This is a genomic window from Alcanivorax sp. DSM 26293 (assembly GCF_900107995.1).
In the GTDB taxonomy this organism is placed as follows: Bacteria; Pseudomonadota; Gammaproteobacteria; order Pseudomonadales; family Alcanivoracaceae; genus Alcanivorax.
This window is the reverse complement of record NZ_FNUM01000002.1, coordinates 84,283-108,716: the sequence shown is the minus strand read 5'-3', so window position 1 is coordinate 108,716 and position 24,434 is coordinate 84,283. Positions and strand designations below refer to the sequence as shown.

The window sequence follows — 24,434 nt, the reverse complement described above, 5'->3', positions numbered from 1 at the left end:
CCAATCTGGTGTAAGGATCTGGTATGCGATTTCGCAGACGACGTTCGCGCGACACCGATGTGGAACTGAACATCACTGCCTTTCTGAATCTGATGGTAGTGCTGATTCCTTTTCTGCTGATCAACGCGGTCTTCGCGCAGGTCTCCATCCTGCAGTTGAATCTGCCCGCGGTGAATGACAGCAGCACTCCCTCGGAAGACGACGAAAAAGACAAACTGGTACTCGAAGTACTGATTTACGGTAACCGCTATGAAGTGGTGGACCGCAACACCAGTGCCGTACTGAAAATTGTCGATAACCAGGGGGACAAACACGATAGTAAAGCCCTGCACGACTATCTTGTCACCCTGAAAGAGAAATTCCCTGAAGAGACAGCCATTACCCTGCTCTGTGAGGATGACACCCCCTATGAGGTGATGATCCACACCATGGACGCAGTGCGTCTTTACAACACGCAGATCAATGGCCAGACCATCAAGAAAGAGCTGTTCCCGAGTATCAGCATTGGCTCGGCACCCCAGGATCAGACTGCGGCAGCGGGAGGTGAGGCATGAAAAAGTCTGCCCGCGCACGCCGTATGGCACGACACCATGGTCGCCACAAGATGGTTGCCACCCTGAACCTGACCGCATTGATGGATATCTTCACCATCCTGCTGATCTTTCTGTTGGTCAATAACAACAATGCCGCCAAATTGCCGGATGATCAGGATATCCAGTTACCGGAATCCACCGCTCAGGAACTGCCTAACGATGTGCTCATTATTCAGGTGAGCCCCTCCTCGGTGGTGATTGATGGGCGCAAGATTGCCGATACCCAGGCGGTAAGAGCACAGGAAGAGCGCACCGTTGAGGCTCTGGTAGAAGAGCTGAAATTCCGGGCTTCCCGGGCACTTGCCCTGGATTCGGAAGAAGAGCGGGAAGTCATGATTCAGGCTGACCGGGATGTGCCCTATGCAGTGATCAAGAAACTGATGCGCAGCTGCATGGAAACGCCCTATACCAAGGTCGCCTTTGCTGTCCTGAAAGTGGCAGAGGAGGAGTCTGAATGACGCAGAAAAACAATAACACGCTGCGCATACTCATCGATGGCTCACTGCCCTGGGACAAACAAGAGGGGGAAGACCGGCGACTGTACGGCATCATTGTCATTTTGCTGATTCTGTCGCTGCTGCTGATGATCGTGGTGGAATCAGTGACCATTGAAAAACCGGATCCGCGAGAACAGCAGGAAATCCCGGAACGACTGGCACAGCTGGTTCTTGAAAAACAAAAAGAACCGCCACCGCCAGAACCCGAACCGGAGCCCGAACCTGAGGAAGAAGAGCCTGAAGAAAAGCCCGAACCGGAAGAGCCAAAGCCGGAACCCAAGCCTGAGCCAGAACCGGAACCACGGCCTGCTGAGGTGGAACGGGAACAGGCACGGGAAAAAGCCCAGGCCAAGCTGGAAGAAGATCTGGGAGACTCACTGGCCGGGCTGGATGATATCGGTCCCCTGGTCAATGCCGGCGACAACCTGCGTACCGGTGGGGATAGCGCCGCCAAGGCCGAGCGTGACCTGATCGGCAAGCGTGCCGGTGCCGGCTCCGGCGGAATTGCCACCGCCAGAGCGTCCAGCGGTGGCGGCGGTGGCGGCACCCTGTCGGCCGGCACGGTTGGCGGCGGCAAGGTGGATAGTAAGATCGCCGAATCCGGTCAGGCAGCCAGCACAACCCGCAAGGGCAGTGACGGCAAGAGCCGCCGCACCCAGGAGCAGCTACGTCGCGTATTCGACCGTTACGCTGGCAAGTTCAACAGTCAGTACCAGCGGGCGCTGCGCAGCAACCCTGCCCTGCAGGGGACTGTCGTGCTCTACCTGGTGATTGCCCCCAGCGGCGAGGTACAGGATGTGAAAGTGAAATCCAGCCAGCTGGGCGACAGCCAACTGGAAAGACGCATCATGCTGATTGCCAAAGGCATGGACTTCGGTGCCATGAATGTGGAAACCTGGAAGGGAGACTACAAGTTGAACTTCTTCCCGAACTGATCCGGACGATCAGCCACAAAAAAAGCCCGGCTCAAAAGGCCGGGCTTTTTTTGTGATGGGGCAACCTCGTCCTGGCTGTTAATGCGCAGGGTGCACTGAGCCTCAGGCGAACTGCACCGATTCGGCGTTTGATGGTGCAGTTCGCCTGAGGCTCAGTGCACCCTACCCCAGACACCATTGGGTGGCTGCCAAAGTCAAAACGCGCCTGCCTGTCAGGCAAGCGCCTCCAGCGCTGCGCGCAACGACGCCGGGATCGGTACCGGCCGTCCGCTTTCCCGGTTCACAAAAACGTGAACCACAAAGCCGGTGGCCTTCGCCGGCCCTTCAGCCCCGAACAGGGCCAGACCGTAGCGCACCGAACTGCTGCCCAGTTTTTCCACCTTCATGCCCACCACCAATGAATCCGGATAGGCAGCGGCTTCCAGATATTCACAACCCGAGCTCACCACAAAAGCAATCTGCTCCCCATCGTGAATATCCAGGCCGCCCTCGTCGATCAGGTAACGGTTGATGGTGGAATCGAAATAGCTGTAATAGACCACATTATTGATGTGACCGTAGATATCGTTATCGCTCCAGCGACTGTCAACGGGACACAGATAACCATACTCGCCGCGCTCAGGCCGGCTCCCTTTCTCTGCCATCAGTACACCGCCTTGTAGATTGCCAACGCATCCGCTTCGGAAACGTCCCGGGGATTGTTGACCAGCAAGCGCTGTTGAAGCATGGCATCCGATGCCAGGGTTTCCAGGCTCTCTTCAGTAACGCCGGCATCGCGCAAACGCACCGGCAAGCCAACCGCATCGATCATCGCCTCCAGGGCTTCTATGAGCACCTGGGCACCGTCATTGGCATCCGTGAAGGGCCGGTCGCTGAGAATCGGCGCCAACTCCGCATACAGCGGGGCCGCCACGGTGGCGTTGAATTTCAGCACCTCCGGCAACACCAGGGAATTACTCAGTCCGTGGGGAATATGGAAATGGCCGCCGAGGGGATAAGCCAGCGCATGGACCGCGGCCACCGGTGCATTGGCAAACGCCTGCCCGGCCATCATCGCTCCCAGCAAACAGGCTTCCCGGGCCGCCAGGTTGTCGCCCTCTTTCACCGCGGTCACCAGGTTGCCCCCCAGCAGTCGTAGTGCTTCACGGGCCAACATATCCGAATAGGGGTTTTTCTTGTGGGCACTGGTGTAGGCCTCAATGGCATGAACCATGGCATCCACACCGGTGGCCGCCGTCACATGGGCCGGCAAGCCAAGGGTCAGCGTTGCATCAAGCACCGCCAGATCCGGCAGCAACGATGGCGCCACCACACCCGCCTTGGTGGTGGCACCGGTGGTGACAATGGCCACCGGAGTCACCTCCGAACCGGTGCCCGCCGTGGTCGGCACCTGTATCAGCGGCAAGCGGGGTCCGGTTGCCATTCCCACACCATAGATATCCGACAATTGCTGGCTGGAATCCGGGTGTGCCAGCAACGCCACCAGCTTGGCCACATCCATGGAGGAACCGCCACCGAAGCCAATCACCAGATCTGCTTTCGCTTCCTTCGCCTGCCGTGCGGCATCCAGCACAATGGTATCTGCCGGGTCAGCGCTAACCTGATCAAAGACGGTCAGCGGCATACCCGCTTGACGAAAGCTGTCTTCCACCGGTTCCAGCAGTGGCGTGCTGCGAATACCCGGATCCGTGACAAGCAGTACCCGACTGGCGCCGCGCTCCTGACAGAGGGCCGGCAGACGGCCGGCAGCACCCGCCTCTACCAGCACACGATGGGTGGTTGCGAATTCGAAACCCGGCATGATGACTCTCCTGAAAAAACGTGCCGACTGAGGCATCAATGCTAGCACAGGCGGGGATGGCGGATGACGCCGTGGGAGCGGCATTTTGCGTCGCGCCAGCCTGTCGACGCACGCCAAAAATCCGCTTCACCCGAGACAATGGCGTTAACAGAATCAAACCGGAATCGGACAGGAAGGCAGGCCCGGGACACGGTTGTCCCGAGCCGTTAGCGGTCAACCGATAAAGTAATTGTGTGCGTTTTCGTTGATCTGGTCACTGACGTACTGGGCCAGGGCCTGCACGGTCCACTGAATCGGTGCGGTCATGGGTGCCGGAATCAGGCTGGCATCCGCCACGAACAACCCCGCAGTGCCATAGACCTGGCCAGTGGGAGCCACCACCGCCTCATAGGGGTCAGATCCCATGCGACAGGTTCCGTGGGGGCTGAAGCTGTTGGCCCGGAAGGTGTACATGCCCTTCAGACCGTAATCCACCTTTTCCAGGGTTTCATCTAGGGCAAACACGGAATCCACCTCCAGATTCTGGAACGTCGGCATGTAAACCTTTTCCGCACCACCGGAAAAGAAAATACGTGCTGCCAGGGCGGCGGAAGCCTTCATGTTATTGAATTCTTCCCGGTTGGGATTCCAGTGGATGGTCTTGTCACCGCTGTAGGCATCCCCGGACCATTCCACATATCCCCTGCCCTGGTCGGTGCTGAAGGCATTTACACCGGCGTAGTACTTGTAGTCTTTCATGAAGTCGATATGGGCCTTGCCCGCCTTCATGTCACCCTGAGCCAACAGGGATTCCGGTTCAGCCAAACCGGAGAAAATGGTGTAACCATCGCTGCGGGTAAACTCGTCAACCTGCACGCCGACCAGTGCTCCACGGAAGCCATAGAGCGGCTCCTTGAACTTGCCCAGAACCTGAGTGAAAGGCTGAATAGACAGATTTCGACCCAGCTGACCACTGCGATCCTCCAGCTGGCTACGCTGCATGATCAGTGGCGTATGGATAGCCCCGGCGGCCAGTACCACCATGTCCGCATCCACCTGCATGTCAGCCACGTGGGCGCCGCTGTCGGGATCGGTAATGCGCGCTTCTACCCCCCGGGCACGACCATCACGGGTGCGCACACGGACCACTTCCGTATCCGAGAAAATCCGCGCGCCATGGGCGGCCGCCCATGGCAGATGGGTCACCAGGGAACTCATTTTTCGGTCGGAGGGGCAGCCTGCCAGACAGTGCCCGGTAAGGGCACATTGTTTCACGTTGCGCTGGGCCGGTTTCCAGGAAAACTGCATTTTCTCGCAGCCCTGAATCACCTTGTGGGCGCAGGCGTTGATTTCGTGCGCTTCATTGATGTGGATCTGCAACTGGTCGGCCACCCCATCCAGATAGGGGCGGAATTTTTTCGCCGCCAGGTTCTCAAGACCATAGTCACTGGCCCAGCGATCCAGTACTTCATCACCGGGTTCTTCCATCACGCAAGCGCCGATCACCGTGGAGCCACCGACACAGGCCCCCTGGACAAAGATGATGTCCGCAGTGGTATTCACCTGGCCAACCTGATCCTGATAGATCTGGGTCATGGTATCGCCCAGGTGTTCGGTAAACTTGGAGCTGGGGTAATAGCGACCGGATTCCAGCACCAACACGTCCCGGCCGGCTTTCGCCATTTCATAGGCGACAATGGAACCGGCCGCGCCGGAACCAACCACAACCACATCGGTTTTCAGGGTAAACCGTTTGCCCAGGTTTGCGTCCAGGGCCACATCTTTTGCCTCGGTGACAGGGACACCGTCACGGGCGACACGTACAAAAGCCATAATTCCCCCTCAGGCTCGCGGCAACGGCGCATTACCGAGGCGTCGTACGCCCCACACTTCGGTTACCGGACCGTGGTATTCCAGTCCCGGCCAGGTGCGCTCATCACGCCAATAGTTCAACGCCACCAGCGCTTTCAACGTGGTCATCAGGCCTCGCTCGAAAAAGGAGCCTTCCTGCATGGCGTTGACGTAATCCAGGGCCTTGTCGTCGGAGAGGGAGGTGAACTGACTGAACTTGAAGCTGACCATTGGCCGATTGTTGAATACCCAGATCCCGAGACCAAGCAACTCCCGGGTCTGCTGAGGCATACGCTGCGCCATGGCATCCACGTTTTTGACGGTGGGCACAACCTCGGTGCTGGACGGCAGTCCGTAATGAGCCGTGGGTAGCATCACTTCCGTGAGGCGACTGATAACCCGGGCTTCATCCTGATTGAGACTGTGATATTGCAGCGTTTGCGGGGCGTCTCTGCGCCCGAACATGCTGGCACAACCGGAAGTGACTGCAGCGCTGGCAAGCACGGAGCTACGCAGAAAACTGCGGCGGCTCAACGGCTCCAGGCCGGCAAGGAAGCCGGGCAGCGGCGCACGCTTGTTGTTATTCATCGAACCCTCTCCTGGGCAGGCCCGGCGTCCATTGGGCCCTTGTTGTTATTGGTGGAGCGGTAATCTTTTTAGCGATCCGAATCCGTGGCCCTAGCGGGGATGCATGGTGAAGACGTTGTTGTCACAGGCCTTTTCGTGAACAAGCGGCGTATCTGGCAATACAACCGACTGAAGAAAATTTACTGTAACGGCAACGGCTTACGTCAGGCATCGCCATGAGGCTACGGACGCAGACCCCAGTCTATAACAAACCGTTACAAACGCCAAAGCCCTTGGGAGCCCTGAATACCCCCTTGGGTACTCAGCGTGGCCAGAAGGATGCCGATGGTTCCCGTTCCCGGCGACAGCACGCAGCCCATGGGCCCTTCAGACCAGGCCCTGGCTCTGGCGTGCTCAGCCCATGCTCCCGGGTCATCCAGACCGGGCATTCAAGGGGGGATTCAGAGGCTCCCCGGTGACCGGGAACAGCCTGCCCCCCTGTCAGGCATTTCCCGGTCGGGTCGCAGGACCTGAGTCAGGCCATCTGGCGGGCAATCCGTGTCGCCAGGGCATACACAGTAATCTGCGGGTTAACGATGATGGAAGTGGGCAGCACACTGGCGTCTGCCACGTACAAGCCTGGCACATCATGGGTCTGGCCATTGGCGGCGACCACGCTTTGCGCCGGATCGGCTCCCATCCGACAGGTACCCTGCGGGTGGTAGCTGACCATACGCAGGTGCTGAGGCAGGTTTTCCAGGCTGTCCACCTGACTATCAATCTCTGCTTCACTACGGATAACCCGCTGATCACTGGCTGGCACATAGACTTCGGTCGCCCCGGAGGCAAGGTGCAACCGGGCAGCGGCTTTCAACGCCCGCTGCATGGAAGGAAAGTCAGTATCACTGAGCTTGTAGTTGATTTTTTTGCGCTCGCCATCCCATTCAATGCTGCCCACATTATGATCGTGGATCAGGGTAACCAGTCCGGCCAGATACTTGGCATTTGCCATGTAGTCCATGAACGGTTTGCCGGTGCCGGGTTCTGCGGCCATGGTCAGCTCCACCAGCCCTGCTCCCCCATCTTCCAGCACAAAACCGCCCTTGTCCGGATGCATGAACTCATCCACATAGACCCCCAGCATGGCGCCACGCCAGGGGTATACCGGCTCCGGGTAACGGGCCGGCACATACAATGAGGGGTGGCAGGCAAAGTTTTTGCCCACCTGACCGGACCGGTTAGCCAGTCCGCTCTTGAGCAGGAGCAAGGGAGTCTGAACCGCCCCGGCGGCCAGGATGACACGGGGCGCAGACACCGTCAGGGTTGCCGCCACCGCCCCGTCGCGGCCAGTGATGATCGCCTCCACACCGCTGGCCTTGCCGTCACGGGTAAGGATCTTTTCCACCCGGGTATCCGCATAAATCTGCGCGCCATGGGCCGCAGCCCAGGGCAGATAGGTGACCAGCATGGATTGCTTGCGTTCGGTTTTGCAGCCGGACAGGCAATGACCGGTAAGCCCGCATTGCCGGATATTGCGCTTGAGAGGTTTCACCGACCAGCCCAGTCGGTTGGCGCCGGCGCGAATCAGGCGACCATGCCGGGGGATTTCGTGCTCACCGTTATCATGAACCGCCAGGTTCTTTTCCACTTCATCGAAGTACGGCGCCAGTTCGTCAACGGTGAGTTCATTCAGCCCGAAATCCCGCTGCCAGTCCTGAAGAATGAAATCCGGGGTACGGAAGCAAACACAACCGTTGACCACGGTGGAGCCGCCCACACAGGCCCCCTGCAAGACCAGCAAATCGCCATCATTGTTACTCTGACCACCGTGATCCTGATAGAGGGTATCCAGGCTGTCGGTAAAGTTCTCGGTGAAGTCTTTGGAGGGCACATACGGACCCGCTTCCAGTACCACTACCTTGAAACCTCGTTTGGCCAGTTCATAGGCGCTCACCGCCCCACCCGCCCCGGAACCGACAATCACCACATCGGCGTCCAGCTGCAGCTGGTCACGGGTGACATCACTGGCCTGGTGAACACGCAAACCGGATGCCTGCCATTTCACTTCGCTCATGCCCGTGCCTCCCCGTCAGCCACACTCTCCGGCAGCGGTGCATTGCCCAGATACGCCAACCCCCACTTGTCACTCACCGGGCCATCGAACTCGGTGGGCGGCCAGGTGACAGGGTCCTGCCAATAAGCGCTGTAGACCAGTTGCTTGATCACGGTGGCCAAGGTTCGCTGGATCACATTGCCCTGCCCCCAGCTATCGAAATAGGCGCGGGCATCCTCATCATTCAGGTCCACAAAACGACTGCCCCGGGTCAGCACTGCAGCGTTGTCGAACAGACCCAGACCGGAGGCTACCTCCTTGCGCGTCAGCGGGTGCAGGTGCCCCAACAGGGTTTGCACATTTTGCACCACTGGCACCTGTTCGCTGGGCAGCAACGCTGTGCCGTCAACGGGTAACAGCACCTGCCGGGCACGGTTGAAAAGATGGTATTCCGCATCGGACAGGCCCTTCGCCCAGGCCGGTGAGGATTGCTGATCCAGTGGAGAACGGCGCAGCAAGGCAAAGCCGCCGGCGGCCACCGCAGCCACGCCGGCAGAGCCCAGCAGGCCCCATTTCAGAAACCGTCGGCGGGCCATGCCCTGTTGCCACATAGCGGAAATCCGCCGCGCCTGAAGCTGGCTTTTCATGGTCTGTCCTCAACGCAAAAATACAGCCTTGAAGCTACTCAAAAGACCACATGAATACAATGTGTTTACTCAGACAGGGAGACTTGACCGCACAGAACAATTGGCCGGTAAACAGGGATCAGGAATCGTTTTTTTCTGGACGGGACAGCGGCACGCTGGGGCCCACCGCCACCGGATCCTGATGGATAATCACATCCGCCGCCGGATAAGCCTGACGGATTCCCCGCTCGATACGTTCGGCCAGATCATGGGCTTCCCGCAATGACAGGTTCTGATCCATATCCACATGCAGTTGGATAAACTGGGTGCGCCCAGACTGGCGGGTACGCAGGTCATGGAAACCCAATGCCGGGGAATGCTCCGCCACAATGGCGCCAATCACATCGCGCACATCACCGGGTATCTCACGGTCCAGCAGCAACTGGATGGACTCGCCGGCAATCGACCAGGCGCTGTAAAGAATAAACAGGGCTATCACTAGCCCCATGGCCCCATCCAGCCACAGAAAACCGTATTGGCTGACCACCAGCACCAGGATGATCCCTGCATTGACAGAGAGATCTGACAGATAGTGAAGCGAATCCGCCTCGATGGCGGTTGAACCGGTCTCTCTGACCACGAATTTCTGGATCAGCAGCAGTCCGAAAGTCAGCACGATGGAAAAAACCATCACCGCGACCCCCACGGCGTTCTGCTCAATCGGTTGCGGATCCATCAATTTGAAAACGGACTGCTGGATCAGGAATAGCGACGAGCCGGCAATGAAAATTGCCTGCCCCAGACCCGCCAGGGCTTCCGCCTTGCCATGGCCAAAGCGATGTTCCTCATCCGCGGGCACCAGGGAATAGCGAATGGCAAAGAAATTGATCAGCGAGGCCAGCGAATCCATCACCGAATCCACCAGGGATGCCAGCAGACTCACCGACCCGGTCATCAGCCAGGCCACCGTCTTGGCGGCAATCAGCAGCAACGCGGTGACGATTGACGCCAGTGCGGCGATCATCAACAGGCGATGTTCCCGGCGGTTTTCACTGGTCATGAATGCATTCCGTTAGCGACCATGGAGGCTATTTCTTCGGCAGATAGAGGAGCGGATCCACGGGTTTGCCGTCCTTGCGAATCTCGAAATGCAGCTGAGTCCGGAAAGTACCGGTGGCTCCCATGGCGGCGATTTGCTGTCCGGCTTTCACTGCATCGCCTTCTTTCACCAGCATCTTGTCATTATGGGCGTAGGCGCTTAACCAGCGATCACTGTGCTTGAGAATGAGCAGATTGCCGTACCCGGTCAAGCCGCTGCCGCGATACACCACCCGGCCGTCTGCGGCTGCCACCACCGGGCTGTTGTTTTTACCGGAAATAGCTATCCCCTTGCGACCATGATTGGCACTGGAAAAGGTCTCCACAACCTGGCCCCCTGCCGGCCAACGCCAGCTCACCGGACCCACCGTGGAGCCGGCAGAAGCTGTATCAGACGTTTTGGAGGCAGGCGGGGTTTGCGGCTTGGCCGGTTCCGGCTTACTGACGGGTTGGCGTTGAGGTTTGCTTGCGGTTTGCGTTGCCGGTTTGCTGTTGCCGGTTGACGAAGGTGAGCCACTGCTGGCGGGGGCTTTCAAGGCCAGGGAAATTCGCTGTCCCGGATAAATGGTATAGGGCGCCGGTATGCGGTTGGCGCGGGCCAGCTCTCGATAGTCCCAGCCATAACGCCAGGCAATGGAGTAAAGCGTCTCGCCGCGACGCACTTCATGGGTCCCCGCCGTTACCTTGCTGGTTCGCGGCTCTTGTCCGTAGATATCAACAACCGGCGCGAAATTACGCGCACTGCAGCCGCTGACCATCAGGAATATCAATGCCGTCGCCAGGGTACGCATCAGAAGGAATTGCTACCTGTCGCCTGTTGGCAAACCATTACCCACTCCGTCGTAAGGGTACCCGCCCGCGGTACCGAAATGCATTGGCTACGAGCCCTGCGCAACATTATGCACCGGCGCCAGCCGATACAATAGCCACACCAGCACGGACGCCATCAGCGCGGCCAACAGGGCCAGTCCCAGTTGCGCCCCCTCGCCGGTCAGGGTGGCGTATTGCGCGGGTGTGAGCCAGCGATCAGCCACACCCTCACCTTCCGCTATCCGCCAGGGCCACAGTTTCAGCAGCGAACCGGCCATAAACCCGGCGAGCAACGCCATTACCGTGTCGTGGTAACGGTGCAGGGTCCATTTAAGCACATGCACAAAACTCAGCAGCCCGATGGCGCAGCCGGCCATAAAAGCCAGCAACAACGGTATCTCACCTTGCTTCACCGCCTCCAGCACCGGTTGGTACATTCCCAGTAAAAGAAGGATAAAACTGCCGGAAATGCCGGGCAGGATCATGGCACAGATAGCCAGCATGCCACTGAAGAAAAACACCGTGGCGCCGCTCCCCACTGCCGACAGGGCGGGGGCCAAGCTGATAGCAACGGCCACGGCGGTGCCTGCCAAAAACGCCATAATCTGAGCGCCCCCTCGCTGTTGCAGGGGTTTTAACACCAGAAAGATACTGGCCAGAATCAGGCCGCTGAAGAAAGCCCATACCGGCACTGGATGGGTATCCAGCAGCCAGGTTATCAGGCGGGCCAGCAGGGCAATACTCGTGACGATGCCCGCTAACAGGGTGATCAGAAAAGTCAGGTTGGCCTGGGCCCAGAACGCCATGAAACCCTGCTGGCGCCACACCTTCAGCAGGCGCGGTGTCAGCCCCCCCAGGGTATCGATCAACTCTTCATAAATGCCCGTGATCAACGCCAGGGTGCCACCAGACACACCGGGCACCACATCGGCCGCGCCCATGGCCATGCCGCGAAAAAAAATACCGGGTCGGATCATGTTGCCCCTGCGTTGTTGATAAGCCGCAAGCTACAAGCTTCAAGCTGCAACACGGGCTCAGTATTGTAGTTTCATCGCCACCAGATTCCGCGCTCCAGACGATTGGCCGCGGGCAATGCTTATTCGCTAATTTCCATTCTGGTCGCGCCTTGTAGCTTGTAGTTTGAAGCTTGTAGCTGCCTTATCGCATTACCCCACGCTGGAACGGCACAAAACGAACAGCATCCAGTGATTGCACATGAAACTTGTCTCCGTCGCGGTCGACGACCGTGAGGATCTGCTGACGGTCACCACCCACCGGCATCACCAGACGACCGCCGTCTGCCAGTTGTGACAACAAATCATCGGGAATTTCTGCACGGGCACAGGCGGCGAGAATGCCATCAAAAGGCGCTTCGCTCTTCCAGCCGAAACCGCCATCCGCATGTTTGAGTTGTACCCGCGCCAGGCCCAGCTTTATCAACCGCTTGCGCGCCTGATCCTGTAACGGCCGGATCCGTTCCACGGAATAAAGTGCATCACAGAACTGGGCCAGCACCGCTGTCTGATAACCACAGCCGGTACCGATCTCCAGTACCTTGGTGGGCCTGCCGTTAGCGATCAACAATTCGGTCATACGTGCCACCACCCACGGCTGGGATATGGTCTGGCCGTGGCCGATGGGCAGCGCGGTATCGTCGTAGGCCTGGTGAGCCAGGGCTTCTTCAATAAACAGGTGACGTGGAGTATTGCGAATGGCATCAAGTACCCGCTCATCACTGATGCCGGCATCGCGTAGCCGCTGCACCAGACGATCCCGGGTCCGAGCAGAGGTCATGCCGATGCCACTAAGTTGGATATCCATCTGTACTTCTTTTGCCTCTGGATTTGCCTCTCGGCGGATTATTCAGGCTTTATAATTTCCGCCATCACTGTCGTGGCAAAAGCGCCTGTAGGCAGCGTAAACGCCAGCTCCAGACACGCTTCTCCTTCCCTTTCCGATTGCCAGGACCATTGCAAGTCCCGTACCGGCAAGCGTGTGGCCCGACGAGCTTCGTCAACACCCATCTTGCACAGGCCGTGGATAACGGTGGCATGCGGAGCAAGCACCTGCTGCTCCAGTTCCCGGCAAGGGCCAGATGATGCCATGCCCGGCACCCCCGGCAAAGGGCCGGTGGGATGAACCTGACCGGCAATCACCCTTTCCCCGGCGTCAGGATCCTCGTCCGCCGGAAACAGACCACGACTTCCTTCCGGCTGCAGCAGGTCGCCAGCCAGTACCCGGTCCCAGCATTGGCGTTCAACGCGCTCGGCCAGCACACGATTGAACAGGTCGCTGCGCACTGCTGACAGCCATAAGCTGCGCAGGGCTTTCTTGCGGGGCGCTTCGCCGCCACTCAACCATGCTGTACCGCGAACCAGATTGCCTTCACCACGACCAAAGCGTTGCTCGCCGAAATAATTCGGCACGCCCTGGCGATCAATGGTCGCCAGTTGCTGCTCCACAGTCTGACGATCACCCTGAAAACCGGTAACGCGAAGCACAAAGCCGTTGGCCCGGTGGGTACCCCGATTCAGCTTGCGTCGGTGCCGTATCCCCTGCAAAAGCCGCAGTCCTTCAGGCCAGACAAAGTCAGGATCGTCCTTGCCCGGCAGGTGCAGGCTGAACCACTGGCGGGTAATGGCATGCTTGTCCTTGAGTCCACTGTACCCCACGGCCAGACGGTGAACGCCCGCCTGCTTGGCCAGCAGCAAGGCCACATCTTCCGTATTCCAGCCGCTTTTCTCGATTTCCAGCCACAGATGCTCACCCTCGCCCTCCGGGCGCACGTGCATATGTTCGACTACCTGGAAATCCGCAGGAGAGGCTTTCAATACTCCCCTGGCCGCCGGGCCACCATGGGCGCGAGGCAGGCTCATCGGGGCCCCGCTGTTGCCACCAGCAGCACGACCGCCTGCACTGCAATGCCTTCCTTGCGGCCGGTGAAGCCCAGCTTTTCGGTGGTGGTCGCCTTCACCGAAATCTGTGCCGCACTGCAACCGAGCAGGTCAGCAATACGCTGACGCATGGCGCCGATATGGGGTGCCAGTTTAGGGGCCTGGCAAATAACAGTCAGATCCGCATTGCCCAGTTGCCAGCCGGCAGCGGTCACATCCTGATAAATCGCGGCAAGCAGCTTGCCGGAATCCGCGCCCTTCCACTGTGGGTCTGTGTCGGGGAAATAATGGCCGATGTCACCCAGCGCCAGAGCGCCAAGCAAGGCATCCGAGAAAGCATGCAGCGCCACATCCCCATCTGAATGGGCCTTGAGCCCCTGGTCATGGGGAATCGCCACGCCACCCAGCATGACATGGTCACCTTCCGTGAAGGCATGGACATCAAAACCCTGACCGATACGGATACTCACAACATGTTCTCCTCATCGCCCAGCTGGCGGCCCAGATAATAGCGCGCCAGGGCCAGGTCTTCCGGCACGGTAATCTTGATATTGTCGCCATGGCCGGCCACCAGCGCCGGACTGCAACCGGCTCTTTCCATGGCGGACGCTTCATCGGTAATCCCGGTGAGATCGCCCTGCAGCGCGTCGAGCAGCGGGCGTGCGGGAAACAGTTGCGGAGTCAGGGCTCGCCAGATGCAGTCACGATTCAAGGTCGCCGAAATGTGGTTACTGTCATCCGCCTGCTTGATGGTATCCACCACGGGCAGTGCCAGGATGGCACCCTGCCTGTCCGTCTGATCGAGCAGGTTTTGAATATCCGATAACCGCACCAGGGGTCGGGCCATGTCATGGACCAGCACCCAGGCGCTTTCTCCACCCAGCGCCAGGGCCTGGCTAACACCATTGCGCACGGATTCCGCCCGTGCCGCCCCACCGGTAACGGTGGCAATCCGGGGATGAGAGGAAACCCCCAGGGTCGGCCACCAGGGGTCCTGCGCGGATACGGCCACCAGAACCCTGTCGATAGGCGCAAACGACAACAGACGATTGAGGGTATGTTCGGCCAGGGTTTTCCCGGCCAGGGACAGGTATTGCTTGGGAAAACCTGCCCCCATGCGTTCACCGATACCGGCAGCCGGTACCACCGCATAGAGGGGGCCGCCAATGACTGGATTCACTCGCCGCCCCGGGGTTGTTCGAGAATCAGGAAGAAGGTTTCACCGTCGCGGATCATGCCCAGGTCCTTTCGGGCAATCTCTTCCACCGCTTCGGTGCCCCGCTTGAGATCTCTCACGTCAGCAGCCATCAAGCGGTTCCGCTCATTCAATTTGGCATTGCTCTGCTTGAGTGCGGCCACCTCTTTTTCCAGGGTGGCCACGTGCCGAACACTGCCTTCGCCGAACCACAGGCGAGCCTGCAGACCGACGAACACCAGCGCCAGCAGCGCAATCACGATCTGTCTGGCGGGAGACAACTGCATGGCCTCCCGCTTTCCCGATCCCTTGGCTGCTCTGCTGGGCTTGGTCTCCGACATCATTTAGCCGAGGAACTTGAACTCTTTGCGGCCATGGTAGGCGGCACGGCCCAGTTCCTGCTCAATGCGAATCAGACGGTTGTACTTGGCAACACGATCCGAGCGACACAGGGAGCCGGTCTTGATCTGGCCGGCGGCAGTGGCAACGGCCAGGTCGGCGATGGTGCTGTCGGCGGTTTCACCGCTACGGTGGGAAATGACCGCGGTGTATCCTGCATCCTTGGCCATCTTGATGGCATCCAGGGTTTCGGTGAGAGAACCGATCTGGTTGAACTTGATCAGGATCGAGTTGGCCACCCCTTCATCAATACCGCGCTTGAGGATTTTGGTGTTGGTCACGAACAGGTCGTCGCCCACCAGCTGCACCTTGTTACCCAGCTTCTCGGTCAGGATTTTCCAGCCATCCCAGTCAGATTCATCCATGCCGTCTTCGATGGAGATAATCGGATAACGGTCGCACAGCTCCGCCAGGTAGCTGGCAAATTCTTCGGAGTTCATGCTGCGGCCTTCGCCGGCCAGCACGTATTTTCCATCCTTGTAGAATTCGCTGGCAGCGCAATCCAGGGCCAGAGTCACGTCATCACCGGCTTTGTAGCCGGCAATCTCGATGGCTTCCATGATGGCTTCAAGGGCGGCCTCGTTGCTGGGCAGGTCCGGGGCGAAACCGCCTTCGTCACCCACTGCGGTGTTCAGCCCACGTTTTTTCAGCACGCCTTTCAGGGCATGGAAGATCTCAGCACCATAACGGATGGCCTCGGCCACGGTGGGCGCGCCCACCGGCTGGATCATGAACTCCTGGATATCCACGTTGTTATCCGCGTGTTCGCCGCCGTTGATGATGTTCATCATCGGCACCGGCAAGGAGTACTCGTTGTCGTCGTCCTGCAGGTCGGAAATGTACTCGTACAAGGGCTTGCCCTGATCGATGGCAGCGGCTTTGGCGGCGGCCAGGGACACGGCGAGAATCGCATTGGCACCGAACTTGGCCTTGTTCTCGGTGCCGTCGGCATCGATCATGGCCTTGTCCAGCGCCTTCTGGTCGCAGGCGTCCATACCCACCAGCAATTCACGGATGGCAGAATTCACATTGCCAACGGCCTTGGTAACGCCCTTGCCCAGGTATCGGGCCTTGTCACCATCGCGCAGTTCCAGCGCTTCACGGGAGCCGGTGGATGCGCCACTGGGGGCACAGGCACTGCCGGAAGCACCGGATTCCAGAACCACATCGGCTTCAATGGTGGGATTGCCACGGGAGTCGAGAATTTCGCGGGCTTTGATGTCAACGATCTTGGACATGACAGTCAATCTCTCTTCAATCAGTTGTTTTCAAAGGCAGGCAGTGCCTTGACGGTATTATCCAGCGTTTGCATCTGGGCAAGGAATGGCTCCAGACGGTCCAATCGCAGGGCGCAGGGGCCATCGCATTTGGCATTATCCGGATCCGGATGGGCCTCCAGGAACAGTCCGGCTATACCCTGGCTGATGCCGGCACGGCCCAGTTCGGCCACCTGGGCACGGCGGCCATCGGCGCTGTCAGCGCGACCGCCCGGCTTCTGCAGGGCATGGGTCACGTCGAAAAACACCGGGTAATTGAACTTCTTCATGATGCCGAAGCCGAGCATATCCACGACCAGGTTGTTGTACCCGAAACTGGAACCACGCTCGCAGAGGATAAGCTGATCGTTCCCGGCATCCTCGCACTTGTGCAGGATGTGGCTCATCTCGTGGGGAGCGAGGAACTGGGGTTTCTTGATATTGATGATGGCACCGGTTTTCGCCATGGCCACCACCAGATCGGTCTGCCGCGCCAGAAAGGCCGGCAACTGGATGATATCGCACACCTCTGCCACTGGTGCGGCCTGATAGGGTTCATGCACATCGGTGATCAGCGGGCAGTTGAAGGTCCGCTTGATCTCTTCAAAGATCTTCAGGCCTTCGTCCATACCCGGGCCCCGGTAGGAACTCAGCGAGGAGCGGTTGGCCTTGTCAAAGCTGGCCTTGAACACCCAGGGAATGCCCAGTTTGCTGGTCACTTCCGCATATGCTTCCGCCACCTGCATGGCCAGATCACGGGATTCCAGCACATTCATGCCACCGAATAGGGCCATAGGCTTGTCGTTGGCAAATTCCAGCTCGCCGAGTTTGATGGTCTTCTGCATTACGGGATCACCTTTCCTTAGTGTGTTTTCTGTGCCGCCAGAGCTGCGGCCACATAACCCTTGAACAGGCCATGGCCATCACGAGGCGTGGAGGTAAACTCCGGGTGGAACTGACAGGCCACAAACCAAGGGTGGTCTGCCACTTCGATCACTTCCACCAGTTCACCATCCACGGAGCGACCGACAATCTTCAGACCGGCGCCTTCCAGCTGGGGCAGGTAATTATTGTTCACTTCGTAGCGATGACGGTGACGCTCGACGATGCGGGTGCTGCCGTAACACTCGGCCGCACGGCTGCCCGCCTCCAGAATACATTCCTGACCACCCAGACGCATGGTGCCACCCAGATCGGATTCTTCCGAGCGTTGCTCCTTGTGGCCATCTTCTGTGGTCCACTCGGTGATCAGCCCCACGACCGGGTCCGGCGTATCCGGACGCAGTTCGGAAGAGTGCGCCTTTTCGATGCCGGCCACGTGACGGGCATATTCGATCACCGCCAGTTGCATGCCAAGGCAGATACCCAGGTATGGCACCTTGTTTTCGCGGGCGTAGCGAATCGCGGCAATCTTGCCTTCAGTGCCCCGGTCGCCAAACCCGCCGGGCACCAGGATGGCGTCCAGATTGGCCAGCACGCCGGTGCCCTCGCGCTCAATATCTTCCGCATCCAGGTAGAGGATATTGACCTTGGCCCGGTTGCTGATGCCCGCGTGGATCAGAGCCTCGTTGAGTGACTTGTACGCATCCACCAGTTCGATGTACTTGCCCACCATGCCCACGGTGACTTCATTCTCCGGGTTGAGCTGGGCTTCCACCACTCGATCCCACTCGCTCAGATCCGGTTCCGGCAAATCCAGCCCGAACTTGTCCACCACGATGGCATCCAGGCCCTGCTCGTGCATGCCGCGGGGTACCTGGTAAATGGTTTTGCAGTCCGGCGAGGAAATCACCGCCCGGGCTTCCACATTGGTGAACAGGGCGATCTTGTCCCGGGCGCTCTGCGGAATCGGGTCATCCGCACGGCATACCAGAATATCCGGCTGCAGGCCGATGGAACGCAGCTCTTTCACGGAATGCTGGGTGGGTTTGGTCTTGATCTCGCCGGCGGTGGCGATATAGGGCACCAGGGTCAGGTGCACCAGGAGGGACTGGCTGGACCCCAGCTCCACGCGCATCTGCCGGGCTGCCTCCAGAAACGGCAAGGACTCGATGTCACCGGCGGTACCACCGATTTCCACGATGGCCACATCCGCATCCCCTGCCCCTTCGCGGATCTTCAGCTTGATCTCGTCGGTAATATGGGGAATGACCTGGACGGTGGCGCCCAGGTACTCGCCGCGACGCTCCTTGTCCAGCACGTCCTGATAGACACGGCCGGTGGTAAAGCTGTTGCGGCGGCTCAGGCGAGTGCGGATAAAACGCTCGTAGTGACCCAGGTCCAGGTCGGTTTCGGCGCCGTCTTCGGTCACGAATACCTCACCGTGCTGGTAAGGGCTCATGGTGCCAGGATCCACATTGATGTAGGGATCCATTTTGATCAGGGTGACGTTGAGGCCGCGGGCTTCCAACAAAGTGGCCAGGGATGCGGAAGTGATCCCCTTACCCAGAGACGACACCACACCGCCGGTGACAAAGATGAAACGTGACATGCACTCACCAGATTGCTAGTGGGTTGGTAGCACTCTCACCAGTGTAACCGGCACCAATAAAAAAACACCCTGCACGCATGACACGGGCAAGGGGCTTTCTGAATCGGGTTGGCCAGCTACGCAAGTGATGGTTGAACACCTGAAAATTCAGGGGCTTGCGCTACATCAGGACGGGAGAAAATGTTAACAGAAGGCGTCGTTCGCCTCAATCGGAATCGCTCCTGTGAGCGTAAAAAGTGGTGCCGGACGTTACCCGTTACAAACGCATCCGGATCCCCTAAGGCCTTATTCCGACTTCCGGTGCGACTTATCAGACCCAGCGAGTTGCGAGGGGCGAGCCCCGAAATGCAAAACCGGGCAGGCCTTTCGTCACCCGCAACTCGCTCCTCGAAACGCCTCCCGGGGCCACACCCCACGTTCCCCACATCAGGCACTCTCGCAGGCGGCCAGCACCTCGGAAAACGGCGCGTCCATCTGCGAGCCAAACGCCGGGTGCCGGGCCAGCCGGGCACGGCTGGCCCGGGGGCTGCTGATGCCGCAGAGAAAACGGGCCAGTTGCCGGGGTGAAGCCAGCGCCTGATGGTTTTCCTCACGGACAGCCTGTATCAGTGCCAGGTCCGGTGCCCTGCGACGACGGGCTGGCAACTGCGGCTTTTCCCCGAGGCACACACTGCACTGGCCGCAGGGGGCCGCCAGGGTCTCGCCGAAATAGCGCACCAATGCCTGTTGGTGGCACTCGGTGCTCTCTGCCCAGTCACACACAGTCTGCAGACGCTGAATATCGCGCTGCTCTCGCAGCGTAAACTGCTCCTGCATACGCTGTATCACTGGCTCAGGATCCGCTGGCACATTCAGCATCCGATACCCCTGACGTACACCGGCCACCCGTAACTCGATCTTCTGCTGCTGCTCCAGATAGTTCAGGGCATTGAGAATTCGCAAGCGGTCCTCTCCCAAGGTCTGGGCGGCATCAATAGGCCGCAGGGTCAACCAGATACGCCCCTCCTTGCCGGTGGCAAACAGGCGCTCCAGAAAACCGGCCCGGTCCGGGTCAAAGCCAGCCAGAACCGCCTCCCGGGAGGACGGGAACGCCACTTTGTATTCGGTATAGAACGGCGCCGTGGCGCGCACCACCCCATCCAGTTCCAGATAAGTGAGCAAGGTGTTGATGACCAAGGGGCGCACATCGAATTGGCCGGACAACTCATGAACAGAAAGATCGAACTGGGCTGGCTGTGCCAGAAGCCAGCGAATCAGGGCGGCCAGCGACCCACTGTCCGGTGTATCCCCATAGGTGAAATTCTCCAGAACCGTCAGGTCGTCCGGGTTGGCCAGCAGCTGACAGTGTGCAGGTTCCCCGTCGCGCCCGGCCCGGCCAATTTCCTGCATATAATTTTCCAGGGACTTGGGTAGGTTGTAGTGGTAGATCGCACGAATGTCTGCCTTGTCGATGCCCATCCCGAAGGCGATGGTGGCAACCACGATATCGGCCTCACCCGCCATGAAGGCCTCTTGCACCTGATGGCGGGGCTCGTCTTTCAGCCCGGCGTGGTAGGCCTGCGCCTTCAATCCCTGTTTCTGTAAAAAAGCCGCCACTGTCTCAGCGGTCTTCTGCAAGGTGACATACACGATGGTGGACTCGGCAGGCCGGCTGGTGAGCTGTTCCAGCAGGTACTGATCACGCTCGTCGGTGCGGCAAGGGCGCACCGCCAGGGCCAGATTGGGACGGAAAAACCCGGTCTGGATATGATCCGCCCCGGCGATCTCGAAACTGTCGCAAATCTGCTCTGCCACCTGCGGAGTGGCCGTAGCCGTCAGTGCCAACACCCGCCCAACCTTGAGATCCCGGGCCAGCTGCGCCAGTTTCAGATAGTCGGGGCGAAAGTTATGTCCCCACTCGGACACACAGTGCGCCTCATCCACTGCCATCATGCTGATCGACAGGCGTTTCAGCCGTGCCAGAAAACGCTCGTTGCCGAGGCGCTCCGGCGCCACATAGAGCAGCTTGATGGTGCCATCGTCGAGCCCTTGATAGATCGCCTGCAGCTCACCGGCATCCACACTGGAATCCAGTCGTGCTGCCGGGATATTCAACCGATTAAGCTGGTCTACCTGATCCTTCATCAGCGCAATCAACGGCGACACAACCAGCGTCAGCCCATCCAGCATCAATGCCGGCAACTGATAACACAGGCTCTTGCCACCGCCGGTGGGAAACACGGCCAGCGCCGAACGCCCGGCCAGTAGCGCGTCGATGACGGCCTGCTGACCGGGACGGAAGGTCTGGAGTTTGAATGTCTGTTGAAGTAATTGCTGCACGTCTTGCATGAAGGCTCTTCGGTAGTCAGACGGAAGTTCAGAGCAAGGAGGCAGAGGTCATGGGAGCCACCTTGCAGATCCAAGACCTCAGGGTACAGACCCAAAATCCCCGTCTATATCAGTCAGTGTTGATCAACCCCGTAGGACATTGGCCAATGAGGCTCGTCGCCTGTATTGGTGTGGAGACGGCCAACGATACGTCCAGCTCCTACCGCCATCCCATGTCATCGCAGGGTGCACTGAGCCGGAGGCGAACTGCACCTTAAGCAGCGTTCGCGGTGCATACATCACTTCACATCGCTAACGGGAGTGCGGCAACAAAAACCATTCTTCGCATTGATCAGCCTCTTCGCCATCGGCCACCCCCACCAACGGCACCGATACCAGCGTCTCGCCCCGATATACCAGTGGCCATTGATGCCGCTGCCAGGGGGGCACGCCAGCCGCTCGCCACAGTTCCTTGATGCGCTGGTGCATGCCGTTGCGCAGCAAGCGCGTGCCACCGGTAAAGGGACGCAGGGTCAGATCGCCTGGCGGCCGCATCAGGCTTATTCCGCCCTCCCCGGCTGTGGGCGACAGTTGCCAGAATGGCAGTGATGGCGGCGGCGCCCCCTGCGGCCAGGACAAGGTGCCCTGCCAGGGTGCCAGGGCCTCACGGGGGAGCAGATACAGTGCCCCCCGGAACAAGCGCACGGCCCAGTGCCCCCACTCCACCCTGGCCTGGCTATCCTCCGCGGCATCCTGCAGGGCCAGCAATTCGGCAAGCACCGCGGCGCTGGGCGCACTGGCGCCCTGGCGATGGAGCCACCAGCGCAACAGGTTGCGCTGTCGGGCCGGGCGCAAGGCTGCCAATCCGGCCAATGGAAATTGTTGACCGTTGACACCACAGGCGTCGGCATCCTCCTGCGCCCTTTCGTCCAGCAATTCACTGGCATCACTCATGTGCCTGGCGGTTCGGGCCAGGATTTCATCGGCACCCCGCCAGCGCTGACGCAGGGCCGGTAAAATACTGTGGCGCAGATAGTTGCGGCGCAGGCGTTGATCCTGATTACTGGGATCTTCCTGCCATTGCAGCCCCCTCTCCCGGGCACTACGCTCCAATGCAGAGCGAGGCAGGTCCAGCAGGGGGCGCCAGAGGGTCGTCCCCTGACGATGATCCAGCGCTCCCATGGCCGCCAGGCCTTGCACGCCGGCACCACGCAACAATCGCAACAACAGGGTTTCCGCCTGGTCATCCCGGTGATGGGCAGTGATCACCGTGGCGCCGTCATGCCGGGCGTCCGCAAACAGGGCCTGATAGCGGGCCTGGCGGGCCCCGGCTTCGATACCCTTGTCCGTATCGACCGTTACCGTGACCACCCGGAATGGCAAAGCCAGCCCGGCAACCCTCTGCTCGCAGTGAGCTGCCCAGTTCGCGCTGTCTGGCTGCAGTTGATGATTGATATGCACCACGCGCAACCGTGGCCCCAGCCCAGCCTCAACCAGCAGCTGCAACAGCAGGGAAGAATCCAGCCCACCACTAAAGGCAAGGAGCAGCGGCCCTGGCGGGGCCTGTTCTGCCAGATCGGGAATCAGTGGCGACGTTGGCATCGGGGAGGTCATCACTCGCACGGAAACAGACAGGGTCAACCTTCAGGGTTGAGCGCATACCCTGCAAGCATAGCAGTTGCAGGACGCTTGCCCTATCCATGGGCCCGGGCCTTAACCCGGTAGTCAGGGAGGCAGTAATCGATTATTCGTCAGCGGGGACGCTATCCACGTTGCCGTAGCTCATCAGGCGGTCGTAGCGGCGGTCCACCAGCGCGTCTATCTCCAGGGCCTTGAGCGCATCCAGCTGTTTCACCAGGGCCTTGCGGATCGCATCGGCCGCTTGGTCATAATCACGGTGGGCTCCGCCCAGGGGCTCCTTGATCACCTGATCGACAATGCCAAGCTCGTGGAGTCGACCGGCAGTCAGGCCCATGGCGGCGGCGGCTTCCGGCGCCTTGTCGGCACTGCGCCAGAGAATGGAGGCACAACCCTCCGGGGAGATCACCGAGTAGGTAGAGAATTCCAGCATTTGCAGATGATCGCAGACACCAATGGCAAGCGCCCCGCCGGAGCCGCCCTCGCCGATGACGGTGGCGATGATCGGCACTTTCAGCTGGGACATGACCCGCAGGTTGCGGGCGATGGCTTCAGACTGCCCCCGCTCTTCCGCATCAATACCGGGAAAGGCACCCGGGGTGTCGATAAAGGTGAGAATGGGCATCTTGAATCGCTCGGCCATTTCCATCAGTCGCAGGGCCTTGCGGTACCCTTCCGGCTTGGGCATGCCGAAATTGCGACGCACCTTCTCCTTCACTTCGCGGCCTTTCTGATGACCGATCACCATCACTGGCTTCGAATTCAGGCGGGTAATGCCACCGACGATGGCCGGATCGTCAGCAAAGGCCCGATCCCCGTGCAGCTCGTCGAAGTCGGCGAAAATCCGCTTGATGTAATCCAGCATGTAAGGCCGCTTGGGATGGCGGGACAGCTGGGAGATCTGCCAGGCACTCAGGTTGCTGAAAATATTTTCGGTGAGCGAAATGCTCTTTTCCTGCAGCTTGGCCACTTCCTCGGAAATATTGACTTCGCTACCACTGCCAACCAGTCGTAACTCCTCGATTTTCGCTTCCAGGTCTGCGATGGGTTGTTCAAATTCGAGGAAGTTCGGGTTCATATGTCTGAGCCTGTTTATGGTGTTTTGCTGGCAAGCGCCGGGATAGTACGCCTTGTGTCTGGCGCATGGCTGGCGGAAACGTCATCCATGACGCCGGAAATTGGCCTGCACAAGTGTAGCCGTAACCGGATGACAAGGTCGAGACGCGAAGCGCACCGCTAGGTTGCAAACTGTTTCAAGGACAAGCGGCAAGCCTCAAGCTGCAAGCTGCAACACGAGCTGGCGCAGTGCAAACCGAACACGTCCCAGCCCACGCTTCCAAGCTTGGAAGGGGAACAGAGTCCAACCCGGAACTTTTCCATTTCTCCCGATCCAATCGTAGCTTGTAGCTTGTATCTTGTAGCTTGTAGCTTGTAGCTTGTAGCT

Annotated in this window: 23 protein-coding genes; 3 read left to right on the top strand and 20 right to left on the bottom strand. The window is 59.4% G+C overall.

The features are described 5' to 3' along the window. The first annotated feature begins 23 nt into the window (after positions 1–23). Genes C4S63_RS04035 through C4S63_RS17255 form a run of 3 tightly spaced genes read left to right on the top strand, consistent with a single transcriptional unit; the run spans position 24 to position 2,025 of the window. Complete coding sequence (locus C4S63_RS04035; RefSeq protein WP_062817205.1) at positions 24–554, top strand: biopolymer transporter ExbD; 531 nt, start codon at positions 24–26, stop codon at positions 552–554. Continuing rightward, a complete protein-coding gene (locus C4S63_RS04030; RefSeq protein ID WP_062817204.1) occupies positions 551–1,051 on the top strand; it encodes a biopolymer transporter ExbD in 501 nt (166 codons plus the stop codon). The genes C4S63_RS04035 and C4S63_RS04030 overlap by 4 nt, the downstream gene beginning before the upstream one ends. Further along, entirely contained in the window at positions 1,048–2,025 is a 978-nt protein-coding gene (locus C4S63_RS17255) for an AgmX/PglI C-terminal domain-containing protein (RefSeq protein WP_146063350.1), read from the top strand. Before C4S63_RS04030 ends, C4S63_RS17255 begins: the two co-directional genes overlap by 4 nt. 212 nt (positions 2,026–2,237) lie before the next feature. On the opposite strand, the gene C4S63_RS04020 is transcribed toward C4S63_RS17255, so the two are convergent. The 20 genes from C4S63_RS04020 to C4S63_RS03925 form a co-directional block, all read right to left on the bottom strand. After that, positions 2,238–2,669, bottom strand: a complete 432-nt coding sequence (locus C4S63_RS04020; protein ID WP_062817202.1) for a thioesterase family protein — start codon at positions 2,667–2,669, stop codon at positions 2,238–2,240. Then, the gene (locus C4S63_RS04015) at positions 2,669–3,826 is read right to left on the bottom strand and encodes an iron-containing alcohol dehydrogenase (RefSeq protein ID WP_103916783.1); all 1,158 of its coding nucleotides are present in this window, start codon (positions 3,824–3,826) and stop codon (positions 2,669–2,671) included. Before C4S63_RS04015 ends, C4S63_RS04020 begins: the two co-directional genes overlap by 1 nt. A 213-nt stretch (positions 3,827–4,039) precedes the next feature. Then, the gene (locus C4S63_RS04010) at positions 4,040–5,638 is read right to left on the bottom strand and encodes a GMC family oxidoreductase N-terminal domain-containing protein (protein WP_103916782.1); all 1,599 of its coding nucleotides are present in this window, start codon (positions 5,636–5,638) and stop codon (positions 4,040–4,042) included. A gap of 9 nt (positions 5,639–5,647) precedes the next feature. Further along, positions 5,648–6,244 (bottom strand): transcriptional initiation protein Tat, encoded by a 597-nt coding sequence (locus C4S63_RS04005; RefSeq protein WP_103916781.1) that lies wholly within the window; start codon positions 6,242–6,244, stop codon positions 5,648–5,650. Positions 6,245–6,758: 514 nt separating this feature from the next. Then, positions 6,759–8,297 carry a GMC family oxidoreductase gene (locus tag C4S63_RS04000; protein WP_062817198.1) on the bottom strand — a complete coding sequence of 513 codons (1,539 nt, stop codon included), beginning with the start codon at positions 8,295–8,297 and terminating at the stop codon, positions 6,759–6,761. Beyond that, a complete protein-coding gene (locus tag C4S63_RS03995; protein WP_103916780.1) occupies positions 8,294–8,923 on the bottom strand; it encodes a hypothetical protein in 630 nt (209 codons plus the stop codon). The genes C4S63_RS04000 and C4S63_RS03995 overlap by 4 nt, the downstream gene beginning before the upstream one ends. A 118-nt stretch (positions 8,924–9,041) precedes the next feature. Continuing rightward, on the bottom strand, positions 9,042–9,962 hold the full coding sequence (locus C4S63_RS03990; protein ID WP_103916779.1) for a cation diffusion facilitator family transporter: 921 nt from the start codon (positions 9,960–9,962) through the stop codon (positions 9,042–9,044). Positions 9,963–9,990: 28 nt separating this feature from the next. After that, a complete protein-coding gene (locus tag C4S63_RS03985; RefSeq protein WP_103916778.1) occupies positions 9,991–10,791 on the bottom strand; it encodes a peptidoglycan DD-metalloendopeptidase family protein in 801 nt (266 codons plus the stop codon). A gap of 87 nt (positions 10,792–10,878) precedes the next feature. Beyond that, positions 10,879–11,787 (bottom strand): DUF368 domain-containing protein, encoded by a 909-nt coding sequence (locus C4S63_RS03980; RefSeq protein WP_103916777.1) that lies wholly within the window; start codon positions 11,785–11,787, stop codon positions 10,879–10,881. Between the two features lie 181 nt (positions 11,788–11,968). After that, positions 11,969–12,631: a protein-L-isoaspartate(D-aspartate) O-methyltransferase gene (locus C4S63_RS03975; protein WP_103916776.1), complete on the bottom strand. Its 663-nt coding sequence runs from the start codon at positions 12,629–12,631 to the stop codon at positions 11,969–11,971. Between the two features lie 38 nt (positions 12,632–12,669). Further along, a complete protein-coding gene (gene truD / locus C4S63_RS03970) occupies positions 12,670–13,686 on the bottom strand; it encodes a tRNA pseudouridine(13) synthase TruD (protein ID WP_103916775.1) in 1,017 nt (338 codons plus the stop codon). Next, on the bottom strand, positions 13,683–14,168 hold the full coding sequence (ispF, locus tag C4S63_RS03965) for a 2-C-methyl-D-erythritol 2,4-cyclodiphosphate synthase (protein WP_103917044.1): 486 nt from the start codon (positions 14,166–14,168) through the stop codon (positions 13,683–13,685). Before ispF ends, truD begins: the two co-directional genes overlap by 4 nt. 2 nt (positions 14,169–14,170) lie before the next feature. After that, positions 14,171–14,884 (bottom strand): 2-C-methyl-D-erythritol 4-phosphate cytidylyltransferase, encoded by a 714-nt coding sequence (ispD, locus tag C4S63_RS03960; protein WP_103916774.1) that lies wholly within the window; start codon positions 14,882–14,884, stop codon positions 14,171–14,173. Beyond that, positions 14,881–15,186 (bottom strand): septum formation initiator family protein, encoded by a 306-nt coding sequence (locus C4S63_RS03955; RefSeq protein WP_062818023.1) that lies wholly within the window; start codon positions 15,184–15,186, stop codon positions 14,881–14,883. The genes ispD and C4S63_RS03955 overlap by 4 nt, the downstream gene beginning before the upstream one ends. Before the next feature lie 57 nt (positions 15,187–15,243). Next, the gene (gene eno, locus C4S63_RS03950; RefSeq protein ID WP_062818022.1) at positions 15,244–16,536 is read right to left on the bottom strand and encodes a phosphopyruvate hydratase; all 1,293 of its coding nucleotides are present in this window, start codon (positions 16,534–16,536) and stop codon (positions 15,244–15,246) included. Positions 16,537–16,556: 20 nt separating this feature from the next. Beyond that, positions 16,557–17,399, bottom strand: a complete 843-nt coding sequence (gene kdsA / locus C4S63_RS03945) for a 3-deoxy-8-phosphooctulonate synthase (protein WP_103916773.1) — start codon at positions 17,397–17,399, stop codon at positions 16,557–16,559. A 17-nt stretch (positions 17,400–17,416) separates the two neighbouring features. After that, on the bottom strand, positions 17,417–19,045 hold the full coding sequence (locus C4S63_RS03940; RefSeq protein ID WP_062818020.1) for a CTP synthase: 1,629 nt from the start codon (positions 19,043–19,045) through the stop codon (positions 17,417–17,419). 426 nt (positions 19,046–19,471) lie between these two features. Then, a complete protein-coding gene (locus tag C4S63_RS03935) occupies positions 19,472–21,373 on the bottom strand; it encodes an ATP-dependent DNA helicase RecQ (RefSeq protein WP_103916772.1) in 1,902 nt (633 codons plus the stop codon). A gap of 291 nt (positions 21,374–21,664) precedes the next feature. Next, complete coding sequence (tilS, locus tag C4S63_RS03930) at positions 21,665–22,954, bottom strand: tRNA lysidine(34) synthetase TilS (RefSeq protein WP_103916771.1); 1,290 nt, start codon at positions 22,952–22,954, stop codon at positions 21,665–21,667. Positions 22,955–23,096: 142 nt separating this feature from the next. After that, positions 23,097–24,068, bottom strand: a complete 972-nt coding sequence (locus tag C4S63_RS03925; RefSeq protein ID WP_103916770.1) for an acetyl-CoA carboxylase carboxyltransferase subunit alpha — start codon at positions 24,066–24,068, stop codon at positions 23,097–23,099. Positions 24,069–24,434: the final 366 nt, after the last annotated feature.

Bases quoted from the DNA above. Each gene is read 5' to 3' on its own strand.
- C4S63_RS03940 (WP_062818020.1), bottom strand. From the start codon at position 19,045: ATGTCACGTTTCATCTTTGTCACCGGCGGTGTGGTGTCGTCTCTGGGT.
- C4S63_RS17255 (WP_146063350.1), top strand. From the start codon at position 1,048: ATGACGCAGAAAAACAATAACACGCTGCGCATACTCATCGATGGCTCA.
- C4S63_RS03925 (WP_103916770.1), bottom strand. From the start codon at position 24,068: ATGAACCCGAACTTCCTCGAATTTGAACAACCCATCGCAGACCTGGAA.
- tilS (WP_103916771.1), bottom strand. From the start codon at position 22,954: ATGCCAACGTCGCCACTGATTCCCGATCTGGCAGAACAGGCCCCGCCA.
- C4S63_RS03975 (WP_103916776.1), bottom strand. From the start codon at position 12,631: ATGGATATCCAACTTAGTGGCATCGGCATGACCTCTGCTCGGACCCGG.
- C4S63_RS04030 (WP_062817204.1), top strand. From the start codon at position 551: ATGAAAAAGTCTGCCCGCGCACGCCGTATGGCACGACACCATGGTCGC.
- C4S63_RS03990 (WP_103916779.1), bottom strand. From the start codon at position 9,962: ATGACCAGTGAAAACCGCCGGGAACATCGCCTGTTGATGATCGCCGCA.
- eno (WP_062818022.1), bottom strand. From the start codon at position 16,536: ATGTCCAAGATCGTTGACATCAAAGCCCGCGAAATTCTCGACTCCCGT.
- C4S63_RS04035 (WP_062817205.1), top strand. From the start codon at position 24: ATGCGATTTCGCAGACGACGTTCGCGCGACACCGATGTGGAACTGAAC.
- truD (WP_103916775.1), bottom strand. From the start codon at position 13,686: ATGAGCCTGCCTCGCGCCCATGGTGGCCCGGCGGCCAGGGGAGTATTG.
- C4S63_RS03955 (WP_062818023.1), bottom strand. From the start codon at position 15,186: ATGCAGTTGTCTCCCGCCAGACAGATCGTGATTGCGCTGCTGGCGCTG.
- C4S63_RS04015 (WP_103916783.1), bottom strand. From the start codon at position 3,826: ATGCCGGGTTTCGAATTCGCAACCACCCATCGTGTGCTGGTAGAGGCG.
- C4S63_RS03935 (WP_103916772.1), bottom strand. From the start codon at position 21,373: ATGCAAGACGTGCAGCAATTACTTCAACAGACATTCAAACTCCAGACC.
- C4S63_RS04020 (WP_062817202.1), bottom strand. From the start codon at position 2,669: ATGGCAGAGAAAGGGAGCCGGCCTGAGCGCGGCGAGTATGGTTATCTG.
- kdsA (WP_103916773.1), bottom strand. From the start codon at position 17,399: ATGCAGAAGACCATCAAACTCGGCGAGCTGGAATTTGCCAACGACAAG.
- C4S63_RS04000 (WP_062817198.1), bottom strand. From the start codon at position 8,297: ATGAGCGAAGTGAAATGGCAGGCATCCGGTTTGCGTGTTCACCAGGCC.
- C4S63_RS04010 (WP_103916782.1), bottom strand. From the start codon at position 5,638: ATGGCTTTTGTACGTGTCGCCCGTGACGGTGTCCCTGTCACCGAGGCA.
- C4S63_RS03985 (WP_103916778.1), bottom strand. From the start codon at position 10,791: ATGCGTACCCTGGCGACGGCATTGATATTCCTGATGGTCAGCGGCTGC.
- C4S63_RS04005 (WP_103916781.1), bottom strand. From the start codon at position 6,244: ATGAATAACAACAAGCGTGCGCCGCTGCCCGGCTTCCTTGCCGGCCTG.
- C4S63_RS03980 (WP_103916777.1), bottom strand. From the start codon at position 11,787: ATGATCCGACCCGGTATTTTTTTTCGCGGCATGGCCATGGGCGCGGCC.
- C4S63_RS03995 (WP_103916780.1), bottom strand. From the start codon at position 8,923: ATGAAAAGCCAGCTTCAGGCGCGGCGGATTTCCGCTATGTGGCAACAG.